At 70.2% G+C, this 14,312-nt stretch carries 15 protein-coding genes and 1 pseudogene; 8 read left to right on the forward strand and 8 right to left on the reverse strand.

The genetic code is table 11. The features are described from left to right. The 4 genes and pseudogenes from GT042_RS36200 to GT042_RS36210 form a co-directional block, all read right to left on the reverse strand. Window positions 1-476, reverse strand: a pseudogene (locus tag GT042_RS36200) (hypothetical protein); the annotation flags it as partial. Next, on the reverse strand, window positions 473-1,111 hold the full coding sequence (locus GT042_RS36205) for an aminodeoxychorismate/anthranilate synthase component II (protein ID WP_161312911.1): 639 nt from the start codon (window positions 1,109-1,111) through the stop codon (window positions 473-475). The pseudogene GT042_RS36200 and the gene GT042_RS36205, both read right to left, overlap by 4 nt. Continuing rightward, window positions 1,108-1,281: a hypothetical protein gene (locus tag GT042_RS38505; RefSeq protein WP_202534728.1), complete on the reverse strand. Its 174-nt coding sequence runs from the start codon at window positions 1,279-1,281 to the stop codon at window positions 1,108-1,110. Before GT042_RS38505 ends, GT042_RS36205 begins: the two co-directional genes overlap by 4 nt. A gap of 203 nt (window positions 1,282-1,484) precedes the next feature. Further along, window positions 1,485-2,189, reverse strand: a complete 705-nt coding sequence (locus GT042_RS36210) for a DUF881 domain-containing protein (RefSeq protein WP_237531547.1) — start codon at window positions 2,187-2,189, stop codon at window positions 1,485-1,487. 238 nt (window positions 2,190-2,427) lie between these two features. Here GT042_RS36210 and crgA point away from each other — a divergent pair, with 238 nt between their 5' ends. The 4 genes from crgA (at window position 2,428) to GT042_RS36230 (ending at window position 4,974) form a co-directional block, all read left to right on the forward strand. Continuing rightward, a complete protein-coding gene (crgA, locus tag GT042_RS36215) occupies window positions 2,428-2,685 on the forward strand; it encodes a cell division protein CrgA (RefSeq protein ID WP_161312913.1) in 258 nt (85 codons plus the stop codon). A gap of 99 nt (window positions 2,686-2,784) precedes the next feature. Then, a complete protein-coding gene (locus tag GT042_RS36220) occupies window positions 2,785-3,195 on the forward strand; it encodes a P1 family peptidase (protein ID WP_272925809.1) in 411 nt (136 codons plus the stop codon). A gap of 123 nt (window positions 3,196-3,318) precedes the next feature. Continuing rightward, window positions 3,319-4,092: a DUF6227 family protein gene (locus GT042_RS36225; RefSeq protein WP_161312914.1), complete on the forward strand. Its 774-nt coding sequence runs from the start codon at window positions 3,319-3,321 to the stop codon at window positions 4,090-4,092. A gap of 270 nt (window positions 4,093-4,362) precedes the next feature. Next, the gene (locus GT042_RS36230; protein WP_237531548.1) at window positions 4,363-4,974 is read left to right on the forward strand and encodes a YdcF family protein; all 612 of its coding nucleotides are present in this window, start codon (window positions 4,363-4,365) and stop codon (window positions 4,972-4,974) included. Here the strand turns inward: GT042_RS36230 and GT042_RS36235 are convergent. Continuing rightward, on the reverse strand, window positions 4,971-6,551 hold the full coding sequence (locus GT042_RS36235) for an MFS transporter (protein ID WP_161312916.1): 1,581 nt from the start codon (window positions 6,549-6,551) through the stop codon (window positions 4,971-4,973). The genes GT042_RS36230 and GT042_RS36235 overlap by 4 nt on opposite strands. A gap of 62 nt (window positions 6,552-6,613) precedes the next feature. Here GT042_RS36235 and GT042_RS36240 point away from each other — a divergent pair, with 62 nt between their 5' ends. Further along, window positions 6,614-7,654: a YafY family protein gene (locus GT042_RS36240; protein WP_161312917.1), complete on the forward strand. Its 1,041-nt coding sequence runs from the start codon at window positions 6,614-6,616 to the stop codon at window positions 7,652-7,654. A 121-nt stretch (window positions 7,655-7,775) separates the two neighbouring features. On the opposite strand, the gene GT042_RS36245 is transcribed toward GT042_RS36240, so the two are convergent. Then, complete coding sequence (locus GT042_RS36245) at window positions 7,776-8,771, reverse strand: sigma-70 family RNA polymerase sigma factor (RefSeq protein WP_161312918.1); 996 nt, start codon at window positions 8,769-8,771, stop codon at window positions 7,776-7,778. A 153-nt stretch (window positions 8,772-8,924) separates the two neighbouring features. Between GT042_RS36245 and GT042_RS36250 the strand changes: the two genes are divergently transcribed. Beyond that, window positions 8,925-9,467, forward strand: coding sequence for a GNAT family N-acetyltransferase (locus GT042_RS36250; protein ID WP_161312919.1), 543 nt, complete (start codon window positions 8,925-8,927; stop codon window positions 9,465-9,467). Window positions 9,468-9,559: 92 nt separating this feature from the next. Further along, a complete protein-coding gene (locus GT042_RS36255) occupies window positions 9,560-10,792 on the forward strand; it encodes a questin oxidase family protein (protein ID WP_237531546.1) in 1,233 nt (410 codons plus the stop codon). Between the two features lie 29 nt (window positions 10,793-10,821). Here GT042_RS36255 and GT042_RS36260 read toward each other — a convergent pair whose 3' ends face one another. Beyond that, window positions 10,822-11,610, reverse strand: a complete 789-nt coding sequence (locus GT042_RS36260; RefSeq protein WP_161312920.1) for a class III extradiol ring-cleavage dioxygenase — start codon at window positions 11,608-11,610, stop codon at window positions 10,822-10,824. Between the two features lie 150 nt (window positions 11,611-11,760). On the opposite strand from GT042_RS36260, the gene GT042_RS36265 reads away from it, so the two are divergent. Next, the gene (locus GT042_RS36265; protein WP_161312921.1) at window positions 11,761-12,360 is read left to right on the forward strand and encodes a MarR family transcriptional regulator; all 600 of its coding nucleotides are present in this window, start codon (window positions 11,761-11,763) and stop codon (window positions 12,358-12,360) included. Window positions 12,361-12,539: 179 nt separating this feature from the next. Here GT042_RS36265 and GT042_RS36270 read toward each other — a convergent pair whose 3' ends face one another. Continuing rightward, the gene (locus tag GT042_RS36270) at window positions 12,540-14,078 is read right to left on the reverse strand and encodes an MFS transporter (RefSeq protein WP_161312922.1); all 1,539 of its coding nucleotides are present in this window, start codon (window positions 14,076-14,078) and stop codon (window positions 12,540-12,542) included. Between the last annotated feature and the right edge of the window lie 234 nt (window positions 14,079-14,312).

Here is a 14,312-nt window from a genome sequence, read left to right on the forward strand (position 1 = left end):
ACCCCGGACATCGACGCGGCAGCGGCGGCCGAAGGCCCCACGGCCGCCGAAGGGGCCCCGGGGGCCGCAGGAGCCTGTCCGGCGGGCCCAGGAGCCCCGGCGGCGGCGGGAGCCTGCCCCGACGTCTCCTGCCTGCTCTCCGGCCCCCGGTGACGGCCGTGACGCGCCCTGGGCACCGACGCCTCACCGCCCGCCTCCGGCCGGCCCGACGGCTGCCCCGGAATCGCACCTGCCGGCTGCCCACCCGGCATCTGCCCCGCAGGCTGTCCCGGAGCCACGCCCGGCACCTGCCCGGAAGCCGCCCCCGGCGGCTGCCCCGGAAGCGGATCGTTCAGCGGGTCCGCCAGGCCGCCCACCGCCGCCCTCAGCGCGGCCTCCGCCGCCGCGGCCTCGACAGCCTCGGCATCGAGGGCCTCCTCGCGCGCGTACGGGGCCCCCTGGCCGCCCGCGTCGTGTTCCGGGCGGAGTGCCGTCACGCGAGCGCCTTGCCCACCACCGGTGCGAGGCCCGACGACCGGCCGACCGCACCCGGATCCCCGCACCGCGCCAGCCAGTTCGCCAGCATCAGGTGGCCGTGCTCGGTGAGCACCGACTCGGGATGGAACTGGACGCCCTCCACGGGCAGTTCACGATGGCGTACGCCCATGATGATGCCGTCGGCCGTCCACGCCGTGACCTCCAGCTCGGCCGGCAGCTCGGCGGGGTCCGCCGCCAGCGAGTGGTACCGGGTCGCGGTGAACGGCGAGGGCAGCCCGGCGAAGACGCCCAGGCCCTCGTGCGTGACGAGCGAGGTCTTGCCGTGCAGCAGCTCGGGGGCGCGGCCCACGACACCTCCGTACGCCACCGCCATCGACTGCATGCCGAGGCAGACGCCGAAGACGGGGACCCCGGTCGTGGCGCAGTGGCGCACCATGTCGACGCAGACACCGGCCTCTTCGGGGGTCCCGGGGCCGGGGGAGAGCAGGACACCGTCGAAGCCGTCCTGCGCGTGCGCGGTGCTGACCTCGTCGTTGCGCAGCACCTCGCACTCGGCCCCGAGCTGGTACAGGTACTGGACGAGGTTGAAGACGAAGCTGTCGTAGTTGTCCACGACCAGGACGCGGGCGCTCATCCGGCCGACCCCGATCCGTCGACCGTCACGTCGTTGAACGGGAGCAGCGGCTCCGCCCACGGGAAGACGTACTGGAAGAGCACGTAGACGACGGCCAGCGCCAGCACGAGCGAGATGGCCGCCCGCGCCCACACGTTGCCCGGCAGATGCCGCCAGATCCAGCCGTACATGCTGTCCCTTCCGTTCGGTACCGCACCAGCCGGTACAGCAACAGACTAAAGGGCGGCGGGGACACATGGGCGGTGCACCGGCGAGCTGTACGGACGTTCGGGTTTGCCGTTCGTCACAGCGGCCGTCGTGAACGCGGCGCGCACCGGCCACGTAACGGACTGTCCGGCTCCGCCCGCACCCCGCCCGCGCCCGCCCCGCCCGGCTATCCGGTGGGCTTCGCGTAGTGGAGGTCCACCGTGCCGGTGTAGCCGGGGAGGGTCTCCCGCTTGTGCTCGTCGACCTGCCAGCCCAGACCGTACGCCTTCACGTACAGCTGGTAGTTCTGGATGGCCGGGGAGTCCGCGAGCGCCTTGGACAGCTTCTCCTGGTCGCCCACGGCGGTGATCCTGTACGGCGGCGAGTAGACGCGTCCTTGGAGGATGAGCGTGTTGCCCACGCAGCGCACGGCGCTGGTGGAGATCAGCCGCTGGTCCATGACGCGGATGCCCTGGGCCCCGCCCTGCCACAGGGCGTTGACGACGGCCTGGAGGTCCTGCTGGTGGATGACCAGGTCGTTGGGCTGGGGCTCGGGGTAGCCGGGGTTGGCGGTGGCGTCCGGCGGTGCGTCGTCGAGGGTGACGGTGAGGGCGGAGCCGGTGAGCTCCTCGGTGCCCGCGGCCTTCTCCAGGGCGCGCAGCCGGGCGTCCTCCGCGTCGGTGGAGCCGTCGTCCCGGCCGGCGAGGGCGTCGACCTGGCGCCGTACCTCGGCGGCGGACCGCCCCAGGTCGGCGTTCTTGCGGTCGCGCTCGTGGATCAGGTCGGAGAGCTTGAGCAGCGAGGCGTCGGTACGGATGTTGGTGCCCTTGGCCGTGTTGAAGCTGGTCACGAAGATCAGGCCGGCGAGGGCGAAGACGGCGGCCGTGAGCAGCCTGACCGGCCGGGGGAGCGGGCGGCGGCGCGGTCCTTCCGGCGCGGGCCGGGGAGCTCCCTCGGGGACCCCTGGCGGAGAGTCGGCGGAATTGCTCAACGTACCCTTATCTCCTTAGACGCCACGGAAGCACTACGCTAACGGACGCCTGGGGAGGCAGCGTTCCCCCTGTTCCCCGCCCGGCACCCCGTTTCAGTCCCCTGCGCGGTCACGCAGCGCATCGACAGGAGAGTTCCTCGTGCCGAAGTCACGTATCCGCAAGAAGGCCGACTTCACGCCGCCGCCGGCCGCGAAGCAGGCGACCAACATAAGGCTGACGAACCGCAGCTGGGTCGCCCCGGTCATGCTGGCCATGTTCCTGATCGGCCTGGTCTGGATCGTCCTCTTCTATGTGACCGACGGCAGCCTGCCGCTGGAGAGCTTCCGTAACTGGAACATCGTGGTCGGCTTCGGCTTCATCGCCATCGGCTTCGGTGTCTCCACCCAGTGGAAGTAGCCGCTCCCCCGCGGAGCTAGCCGCTCCACCCCCGGGGCGTCAAGCTCTCCCCAGGCTTATCCACAGCGTTGTCCACAGCAGGGGAAAAGGTCAGAAGATCTGTGGATAACTCCACGGAATGTTGACGCCGGTGTGACTGCGTCCACCGTTCCCGCCGCACAGCCGCCCCTCAACACGACGCTCGCCGTCGTCGCCACCGACGCCGGGCTGACCCGCGCGCAGGCGCACAAGCTCGCGGGGACGGCGCACGACGGCATCGCGCGCGCCGTCCGTCCGGTGCACCTGCTCAACGACGGCGACACCGTCTTCGCCCTCGCGACGGGCGACCGCCCCCTCGCCGACAACGGGCCGCTGGCCCTCAACGAGGTGCTCGCCGCCGGGGCCGACGTCGTGACCAGGGCGATCGTGCGGGCCGTGCTCGCCGCGGAGAGCGTCGAGGGGCCGGGTGGAATGTTTCCCTCCTACCGGGAGTTGTACGGGCTCGACCGGCCTGCGGGCCAACGGAGTTGAGGGGGCGCGCATGAACCACGCGAACGCGCCCATAGTTTTCATAAACTTGGGACGCAATGTCACCCCCAGGGGCTACGTTATGCAATCACCAAGTGACATGTGGCGACGGCCTGGAGACCCAACTTGAACGATCCGCATGAGACAACCGAGACGCACCTCGAGCGACTCCTGGGTCGGGCACTCAACTCCTTCGACCTTCCCGACGCACTGGTCGAGCGGCTCGATTCGGCGTTGGCGCACGCCAGTTCGCTGTGTTCCGCCCACCACAGTGCCGGACTGCACCGCGAGACGTACCGACACTCCTACCTGCTCACCGACGGCAGCACCATGACGCTCTGGGAGCTCGTGCACAACACCGGGCGCGGTGGTGCGCAGCTCCACGAGCTGTACGCCGACGAGGACGAGGCGCAGCTGGCCGCGTCGCGGCTGTGCCGTCCCGGCAGCCCCGAGGCCCCTCGGCTCGGGTCGCCGGATCCCCTCGTGTCCGCCGGGCCGCTGCCACTCGACGACTTCGACCTGGCCCTCCTGGACCGCCTGCTGGCCACGCCGCCGACGCCCGCGCCCCGCATGTACGTCCCGGACAACTCCCCGGACCACGCCCGCCGGGTCCTGCGGCGCGCGGAGAACGCGGACCGGCCGGGCGAGGAGACGGCCCGGCTGCTGCGGACGGCTTTCGCCCACCACATCACGCAGGTGTTCGGGCGGCAGTGCCAGGTGGAGGGCAAGGACGCGGGGTTCATGCTCTACGAGCACGCGTTCTTACTCGTTGACGGCAGTGAGATCAGCCTGTGGGAGGTCGAGCACACGGCGACGCCGGACGGGCGCCACATGTGTGAGGTGTACGGGGCGGAGAGGACGGCGCGGGACGTGATGGAGGCGAGGGCGCGGGTGCGGTAGGGGTGGGCGTGGGGTTCGGTCGCCTCTGCGGCGTGCCTGGCCTGGGGCCGTGTCTTTTGTCCTCAAGCGCCGGACGGGCTGGGTTGTGGCGTCTGCCCGGTGCGCGGGCGCGGCTTACTGATGTCCTCAAACGCCGGACGGGCTGGATCGCCGGACAGGCTTGAATTGCCCCGGCGATTGAGGACAACAGGCCGGTTGTCAGGCCGGCGTTCGGGAGGGGCTTGCGTGGAGCGGATTGCTGGCATCAGGGCCTTGTGGGACTACCACCGCATGGGCCATGAACCCCGCGTCGTCGACGTGGCCGTGGGGCTGGGGAGTCATGATCTCGGGGTCGCCGCGCACTGCGCCGCATTGTATCGCGCCGGGCTCTTCACGACCCTGTTGTTCACCGGGGGCAACAGCCCGGGCACGCTCGACTGGTTCCCCCGTGGGGAGGCCATCCACTTCCGTGAGCATGCGATGGCGCTCGGCGTTCCCGACGAGGCGATCCTCGTGGAGCCGAGGGCGGCCAACACCGGGGAAAACATCGTGTTCTCGCGCGAGGTGCTGGCCGGCGCCGGGATCGTGCCGCGCAGCGTGCTGCTCGTCTGCAAGCCGTACATGGAGCGCCGGGCCTACGCGACGACCCGGAAGCTCTGGCCCGAGATCGAGGTGACGTGCGCCTCGGTGCCGTTGGAGTTCGAGGAGTACGTGACGACCATCGGGGACGAGAAGCTGGTCGTGGACATGCTCGTCGGTGATCTTCAGCGGGTGATCGAGTATCCGAAGCGCGGGTTCGCCGTCGAGCAGGACGTGCCGGAGGAGGTGCTCGGCGCGTACGCGTCCCTCGTGGACGCGGGCTACGACGGGCACCTCCTCGGAGCGGGAGCCCAGACCCCCTAGCCCTCCGCGCTCCGGGCCTTCGACGGCAGTGCGAACATCACCGCGAAGATCAGCGTCAGGACGCCCACCACCCACCAGAGCGCGTTCTGGAAACCGTCCGTGAACGCGGTGGCCGTCGCGGCCGGGGTCGCCGTCGTGCCCACCCGGTCGTCCACCACGCCGAAGAAGACCACCGACACCAGCCCGAGCCCCACCGCGTTGCCCATCTGCTGGGTGGTGTTGATGAGTCCGGACGCCGAGCCGGAGTGTTCGCGGGGTACCTCGGACAGCACCGCGTCCGTCAGCGGCGCCACGATCAGGCCCATGCCGACCCCCACGACCGTGAGCGGCAGGATCATCTGCCAGGAGTGGATCTGCGTGCCGTAGCGCGCGGCCTCGCCGATGTAGAGCAGCAGGCCCAGGATCATCGTCAGCGCGCCCGCCTGGAGCACCTTGCGGCCGAAGCGTGGCACCAGGACCTGGACGGAGAGACCGGCGGCCGCGGACACCGCGACGGAGAACGGCAGACCCGTCAGGCCGGCGCGCAGCGGGGACCAGCCGAGGCCGATCTGCATGTACAGCGTCCAGACCAGGAAGAAGATGCCCAGGGCGACCCCGAAGGTGAGCTGTACGGCGATGCCCGCGGCGAAGCTCTTGACCTTGAAGAGGGACAGTTCGACGAGCGGCGAACCGTCCTTGCGCGTCTTGTACTTCTCGTACGCCACAAACGCGCCGAAGACGACCAGGCTGCCCGCCATGCACAGGTGGCCCCAGAGCGGCCAGCCCAACTCGCGCCCCCGGGTGAGGGGGTAGATCAGCATCAGCAGGCCGGCGGTCACCAGCACGACGCCCACGAGGTCGAGACGCAGCGCCCTGGGCGCCTTGGACTCGGTGATGAACCTCCGGCCCAGCAGCACCCCGGCTATCCCCACGGGGAGGTTGATGAGGAAGATCGGGCGCCATTCGAGGCCGAACAGGTTCCACTGCGTCAGCAGCGCCCCCAGCAGCGGCCCCGAGACCGCGCCCAGCCCGATGATCGCGCCGAACATGCCGAAGACCTTGCCGCGTTCGTGCGCCGGGAAGGTGGCGTGGATGATCGCGAGCACCTGAGGCACCATCATCGCCGCCATCGCGCCCTGGAGGAGGCGGGAGGCCACGAGCATGTCCGGGTTCACCGCGAACCCGCAGAGCGCGGACGCGACGGTGAAGCCGGTGATGCCGACGAGGAAGAGCCGCTTGCGGCCGTAGATGTCACCGAGCCGGCCGCCCGTGATCAGCCCGGCCGCGAAGGCCAGCGCGTACCCGGCGGTGATCCATTGGATCGCGCCGAAGGAGGTCGACAGGTCCCGTTCGATGCTCGGGACGGCGATGTTGACGATGGTGACGTCGACCAGGTCCATGAAGGCGGCGGTCATGACGACCGCCAGAGCCAGCCAGCGGCGCCGGTCGCCCGCAGGGCCGGGAAGCCCGTCGCCGCCAGCGCCCGGGTGGTCGGTGTCCCCGGGGACGGGGACGGTGACAGCTCCGGGATCGGTGACGGCTCCCGGGTCGGTGACAGGAAGAGAAGCCGTATCCGGTACGGCGGCCGAGGTGTTCATGGGGGAGAAGTTAGGGGGCATATAGGCCAGCTTGTGTCCTAGATGGACGCCATCATGAAGACATGACGGACACCCCGGCACGGCTCCTCAACCTCCTCTCCCTCCTCCAGACGCCACGCGAGTGGCCGGGCAGCGAGCTGGCCCAACGGCTCGACGTCAGCCCGCGCACCATCCGCCGCGACATCGACCGGCTGCGCGACCTGGGCTATCCGGTCGAGGCGTCCAAGGGCGCGATCGGCGGCTACCGGCTGGTGGCCGGCGCGGCGATGCCGCCGCTGCTCCTCGACGACGAGGAGGCCGTCGCCATCGCGGTGGGCTTGCGCGCCGGTGCCGGGCACGCGATCGAGGGCATCGAGGAGGCCTCCGTACGCGCGCTCGCGAAGCTGGAACAGGTGCTGCCGTCGCGGTTGCGGCGCCGGGTGTCCACCCTCCAGGCCGCGACGATGCCGCTGACGCGGGGCGACGGCGCGACCATCGACGCGCGGACGCTGACGGTGATCGCCTCGGCCGTCACCGGCACGGAGCGGCTGCGCTTCGGCTACCGGTCGGGCGACGGTACGGAGACGAAGCGTCAGGTCGAGCCCTACCGCCTGGTGTCGACGGGACGCCGGTGGTACCTCGTCGCGTACGACCTGGGGCGGGAGGACTGGCGTACGTTCCGCGTCGACCGGGTCAGCGACCCCGTGGCCACCGGGGCGCGCTTCACAGCGCGCGAACTGCCGACGGGGGACGCGGCGGAGTACATGGCACGGTCCATGGCGCGGATGCAGCCTCGGCTGGAGGTGGATGTGAGCTTCGCCGCACCCGCGGAGTTCGTGGTGGCGCGGCTGCCCCCGTACCTCGGCGTGCCGGAGCCGACCGGGCCCGGTTCCTGCCGGCTGCGCACCACGTCGCACGACTCGCTGGAGTGGCTGGCGCTGCGACTCGCCCTGGTGGACTGCGAGTTCACCGCCCACGCCCCCGTACAGCTGACGGACTATCTGAACGACCTGGGGGCCCGGCTCACCCGCGCGGCGGCCGAAACCCCAGCCGACCGGCCCGGAAAGGCGGCGGCCGAAACCCCAGCCCACGGGCTCGGGAAAACGACCCCGGGGCAGAGGTGAGCCCCGGCACCTGGGGGGGGTTGGTGCCGGGGCTCGTCTGAGGGGGCCGACGTGTCGGCCCGTACGCGACACCCAGAAGCAGTGTGCGTAGGACTGACACTACGGCCGATGGGCGGCGACGTCACGCCGCCGCGTCGAAGCCGGTGTCATGAGCCATTTTCTTCAGCTCCATGAGTGCGTGCTTCTCGATCTGCCGGATCCGCTCGCGCGTGAGGCCGTGTTCCTTGCCGACCTCGGTCAGCGTGCGCTCCCGGCCGTCCACGATGCCGTACCGCATCTTGATGATCGAGGCCGTGCGCTCGTCGAGCTTGCCGATCAGATCGTCCAGCTCCTCACTGCGCAGGAGCGTCATGACGGACTGCTCGGGCGAGACCGCGGAGGTGTCCTCCAGCAGGTCACCGAACTGGGTGTCCCCGTCGTCGTCCACCGACATGTTCAGGCTGACCGGGTCACGGGCCCAGTCCAGCACGTCGTTGACCCGCTCCGGGGTGGAGTCCAGCTCCTTGGCGACCTCGGCGGGCTCAGGATCGCGGCCGTTCTCACGGTTGAACTCGCGCTGTACGCGGCGGATCCTGCCGAGCTCCTCCACCAGGTGGACGGGCAACCGGATCGTACGGGACTGGTCCGCTATGGACCGGGTGATGGCCTGGCGTATCCACCATGTGGCGTACGTCGAGAACTTGAAGCCCTTGGCGTAGTCGAACTTCTCCACGGCACGCACCAGGCCGGCGTTGCCCTCCTGGATCAGGTCGAGCAGGGGCAGGCCACTGCGCGGATACCGGCGCGCGACCGCCACCACCAGACGGAGGTTCGAGCGGATGAAGACGTCCTTCGCACGCTCGCCCGCGGCGACCAGCGCCTCGAGCTCTTCGTGCGAGGCTCCGCCGGCCTCGCTCCTCACCTCTCCGTCGAGGATCTGCCGGGCGAACACACCTGCCTCGATGGTCTGGGACAGCTCGACTTCCTTGGCGGCGTCGAGCAGGGGCGTGCGCGCTATCTCGTCGAGGTACATGCCGACCAGGTCGCGGTCGGCGATCTCCCCGCCCACGGCGCGAACACTGCTTGCCGCTTTCGAACCACCAGTGGTGGAACGACGGGCGACGGCACGGGTTGCCATGCGAGCTCCCTTAACTGGACTGAGTAGGTCGCGACACCCTTTCGGGTGCCCTGCATCCGTTGGAAACAACGACTGGAATCAGGACAGAATTCCCCTGCGTACCTGGATTTTTGTGATCATGCAGTACCCTGTCCGGCCGACGAGGGAGGGCGTATGCCGCAGCGGCCGACGGACGTGCAGGTCAGGGCCGGGACGGAGGCCGATCTCGGCGCACTCACGGACATTTACAACCACTTCATCCATGAGACGGCCATCACTTTCGACACCGTTGCCTTCACTCCGGAGGAGCGGTTGCCGTGGCTGCGCTCCCACCCTGTAGACGGCCCGCACCGCCTTTTGGTTGCTCAGGATGTCCCCTCTGCCCGCATTCTCGGGTACGCGACGAGCAGCCCGTTCCGTCTCAAGCCCGCCTACTCCACTTCCGTGGAGGTCAGCGTCTACTGCGCGCCCGACCGCGTGGGCCGGGGCCTCGGCTCCCTGCTCTACCAGGCGCTTTTCGACGCGCTGGCGGGCGAGGACGTGCATCGCGCGTACGCGGGCATCGCCCTGCCCAACGACGCCTCGGCCCGGCTGCACACGCGCTTCGGCTTCCGGCACGTGGGGACGTACGGCGAGGTCGGCCGGAAGTTCGGGCGGTACTGGGACGTGGCCTGGTACGAGAAGCGGCTCGGGCCGGGGCCGGGGCCTGAGGCGTAGCTTCGCCCGGTCTCGCGGCTTAGACCCTGGGGCCGTCACCGTAGGTCCGCGGTCCGTTACGCCACCGGCGGCGCCGCCCCTAGCGTGCGGGTATGGACACCACCGGCATGAATGACAACAACATGGGTCACAACAACGGGAACGGCCCCGGCGATTCCACCGGCACGCTCGACGAGGCGCTGGAGCGGCTGCACGCCTCCGGGCCCGAGCGCCAGGGGTGGCTCAGCAACCACGCCCCGATGGCCGTGGAGGCGTTGGTACGGCACGGTCAGGCGCCCGCCGTCCACCGCTGGCTCGACCACTACCGCGACCGGCTGGAGGACATGCCGCCCACCGGCATCCCGGTCACCGCGGCCACCTGGCCGGAAGCGCTCGGCGACATCGGGCGGGTCGCCGACTGGACGGACCACTTCGGGCGCGAGATCGCGGTACGCCCCTGGCGCGACGTGCTCGCCGAGTGGTGGCCCCGGCTGCTGCCCGGCATCGCCGGGGGCGCGACACATCCGGTGATCCGGGTGGGTCATGCCGTACGGACCCTGCTGACGACCGAGGAGACCGCCCCGCGCCTCGCGGAGCTGGCCCACGGCCTCGGGTACTGGGCGGCGCGGTACCGCCCGCTCCCGCCTCTCGTACGGCTCCCCCGGGCGGCCGGCGCCGCCGCCGCGCTGGCCGCCGTACCGCCGGTGTCCGAGCGGACGGGGGGCATCGAGCAGCGGCTCAGGCAGCTCACGGGGTTCCCCGACTGGCCGCCGGAGGGGGTGCGGGACGGGGAAAGGCGAGAAGGGGGAGAAAGCGGAGAAAGGGGAACGGGGCGAGAAGGGGGAGAAGAGGGAGAAGGGGTACGGGGCGGGCTCGCCGGCCCCGAGGTGGCGCGGGAGCGGCTGGCGGAGCTGGTGACCGCGGCCGTGCACCGTTACGCGACCCACGGGCACGGCGAGCCGATCATGCTGGTCCACGCCGCCACCGCCCCGAACGCCGTCCTCCGTACTCTCCCCGCCCTCCCGCCCGAGCTGTGGGCACCGAGCCTGGAGGCCGCGTGGGCGGCGAGCGCGGCCGTGACGGCCGCGTACGCACCGGACGACCCGGCGCCGTACGCGCCCACCTCGCTGCCGCCGGAAGAGATCTTCGCGCGGGCGGCGGCGCACGGCGACGACCACACGATCAAGTTCACGGATACGGCGCTGGACGTGGCGGCGTTCGGCGCCTCACCGGACACCTCGGACACCCCGGACGCGCCGGACACACCGGACACACCGGGGGTCGGCGACCGCACCGCCCTCGCCGCCGCCGTACGGGCCATCGAACTCAACCCGCCGGCGCTCTGAGGCCCCCGTCCGCGCACCTACCGCCCCCCTCAGCCGAATTGCAGCGACCTCTTCGCCAGCCCCATCCAGAAGCCGTCGATCACACTCCGCCCGCTGTCCAGCTCCCCGACCGCCTCCGACGCCCCGAGCGTGACGAAGAGCGGCGCGAAGTGTTCCGTACGGGGATGGGCCAGCCGCCCGGCCGGCGCCTTGTTCTCGAAGTCCAGCAGGGCGTCGATGTCCTGCGCGAGCAGCGCCCGCGTCCCCCAGTCGTCGAACTCCGCTGACCAGCCCGGCACCCCGCCGCCGGCGTGTCGCAGCGCCGCCAGGTTGTGGGTGAAGAAGCCGCTGCCGACGATCAGCACACCCTCGTCCCGCAGCGGCGCGAGCTTGCGCCCGATCTCCAGCAGCTTCCGCGGGTCGAGGGTGGGCATCGAGACCTGGAGCACGGGGACGTCGGCCTCGGGGAACATCTCCACCAGGGGCACATAGGCCCCGTGGTCGAGGCCGCGGTCCGGTACGTCCTGCACGGGCGTACCGGCGCCGCGCAGCAACTTCCTTACGGAGTCGGCCAGTTCCGGCGCCCCCGGCGCCGCGTACTCCACCGCGTAATAGCGTTCGGGGAATCCCCAGAAGTCGTACACAAGAGGTACGGTCTCGGTCGCACCGAGCGCGAGCGGAGCCTCTTCCCAGTGGGCGGAGACGATCAGGATCGCCTTGGGGCGGGGCAGTGCCGCGGACCACGCGGCCAGTTCCCGGGTCCAGTCCGCGTCGTCCGCGAGAGGGGGCGCGCCATGGGAGAGGTAGAGGGCAGGCATGCGCTCCGCGACGGCGTTCATGGCGACTCCAGAGGTGACCCGTTCGGGCGGTTCGGACTCTTGCTTGAGCTCTTACTCGAAGCTTCCCGAGGCTTCTTGAGACTTCAAGTGCTTGCCGCAGCAAGCCTAGCCGCATCTAGTTTAACTTTCAAGAATAGGTAGAGTGGCCTCATGACCACGGCATCCTCCGGCAGCGCGGCCGGTACGGGCGGTAGTACGGACAGCACGGACAGCACGGGTGGTACGGGCGACACAGGCGGCCGTACGAGCGGTATAGGCAGCGGCGCGCACCCTCGCTGGCTCACCCCCGCCGAGCAGGACACCTGGCAGGCCTACGTCCAGGGCAGCACCCTCCTGGAGGACCATCTCGACCGCCAGCTCCAGCGCGACGCCGGCATGCCGCACATCTACTACGCCCTGATGGTCTACCTCGCCCGCGCCCCCCGCCGCCGCATGCGGATGACGGAGCTGGCCAGGGCCGCCAAGATCACCCGGTCCCGGCTCTCGCACGCGATCGCACGGCTGGAGAAGTACGGCTGGGTCCGGCGCGAGGACTGTCCCTCCGACAAGCGCGGTCAGAACGCGTACCTGACGGACGAGGGCAACGAGGTGCTCGCGCGGTCCGCGCCGGAACACGTCACCGCCGTACGCCAGGCGATCTTCGACCGGCTGACGCCGGAGCAGGTCACCCAGCTCGGCGAGATCATGTGGGTGATCGCGAAGGGGTTGCAGCCGGAGGGTACGGGCGCGGATCTGCCCTGGCGCCGCTGAACCGCTGCGACACCAGGGCAGATCCGTCGTTACTTCCATCGCCTTCCGCTTACGCACCGTCAGTGCGAGGCGGACACCATCAGCGCGTCGCGCGCACCGTCAATGCGTCACGCACACTCTCGGCGCATCGGGCGCACCGTCGGTGCGTCACGCACACCGTCAGCGCAACGGGCGCACCGTCAGTGCATCGCGACCGGGACCTGGACCTCGCCCTCGGCCCCTTCGCTGCCGCCGACCTTCGTCGGGTCCATGTTCGGACGCCCGGCGGTGATGAAGGTGACCGCGATCGCCGAGGCGGCGACCAGGATCCCGACGGCCCACCAGATGGCACTCGCGTAACCGTGCACCAGCGCCTGGGCCTGGAGCAGCTTCTGGCCGCCCGAGCCCACGGCGTGCGAGGTGAGGTACGAGGTGGTCGCGGAGGCCGCGATCGTGTTCAGCAGGGCCGTACCGACCGCGCCGCCCACCTGCTGCGAGGTGTTCACCATCGCGGAGGCGACGCCCGAGTCACGCGGCTCGACGCCGAACGTGGCGAGGGACATGGCCGGCATGAACGCCGTACCCATACCGAGACCCAGCATGATCTCCGCCGGGAGGATCAGACCGGCGTACGAGGAGCCGATCTCCAGCTGCGTCAGCAGGAGCATGGCGATGGCCGCGAGCAGGAAGCCCGGGCCCATCAGCAGCCGGGCGGGCACCCGGGTCATCAGCCGGGCACCGATCTGGGTGGAGCCGATGATCATGCCCCCGATCATCGGGAGGAAGGCGAAGCCGGTCTCGACCGGCGAGTAGCCCTTCACGATCTGGAGGTAGAACGTGAGGAAGAGGAAGAGCCCGAACATCGCGATGATCGCGAGGCCCAGCGAGAGGTAGACACCACCGCGGTTGCGGTTGGTCACCACGCGCAGCGGCAGCAGCGGGTTCTTGACCTTGGACTCGACCACCGCGAACGCCGCGAGGAGCACGGCGGAGGCGACGAAGAGACCGATGGTCGTCGGGTCGGACCAGCCCTCGGACTCGGCGCGGGTGAAGCCGTACACGAGCGAGACCAGACCCAGCGTGGAGAGGACCACTCCGGGGACGTCCAGGGCGGAGCGGTTACGGGTGCCCGAGGGCTCCCGGATCACGAAGTAGGCACCGAGGGCGGCGACCACCGCGAACGGGACGTTGACGAAGAACGTCCAGCGCCAGTCGAGGTACTCGGTGAGGAAGCCGCCGAGGATCAGACCCACGGCGCCACCGCCACCGGCGATCGCCCCGTAGATGCCGAAGGCCTTGGCGCGCTCCTTCGGGTCGGTGAAGGTCACCGCGAGGAGCGACAGGGCCGCCGGGGCGAGCAGGGCGCCGAAGGCACCCTGGAGGGCACGGGCGCCGAGCAGCATGAACTCACTGGTGGCCGCGCCACCGAGCGCGGATGCCAGGGCGAAGCCGGAGAGACCGACGACGAAGCTGCGCTTGCGTCCCCACAGGTCCGAGATACGGCCGCCGAAGAGGAGGAGCCCACCGAAGGCGAGCGCGTAGGCCGTGATGACCCACTGCCGGTTGCCGTCCGATATCCCGAGGTCCTTCTGGGCGGAGGGCAGAGCGATGTTCACGATCGTCGCGTCGAGCACGACCATCAGCTGGGCGAGGGCGATGAACGCCAACGCTTTCCAACGGGTCGGGTCAGGAGCCGAGGCGTCCTGGTCGGGGAGCCGTGTTTCGGCTGTTTTTGACATGGAGGGATCCACCTAAGGGTGCAGAAAGGCGAAAACGTACGTAAGTACATGCGACGGTGCATGCCTTACGAGGTCATGGAGTCACTGGGGTCACTGAGTGACGGAGTGATGGACGGACGAAGTTCGGCACGTTCGTCCGGGACGTTTGTCCTGGTGAGGTCTGGCCCGGTGTCCTGAGGGTCTCTGTCTGCGGATCTACGGGTCCGAGGGTCTTGGTCCGAGGGTCTTGGTCCG

Origin of the sequence: Streptomyces sp. SID3212, assembly GCF_009865405.1 — a bacterium.
In the GTDB taxonomy this organism is placed as follows: domain Bacteria; phylum Actinomycetota; class Actinomycetes; order Streptomycetales; family Streptomycetaceae; genus Streptomyces.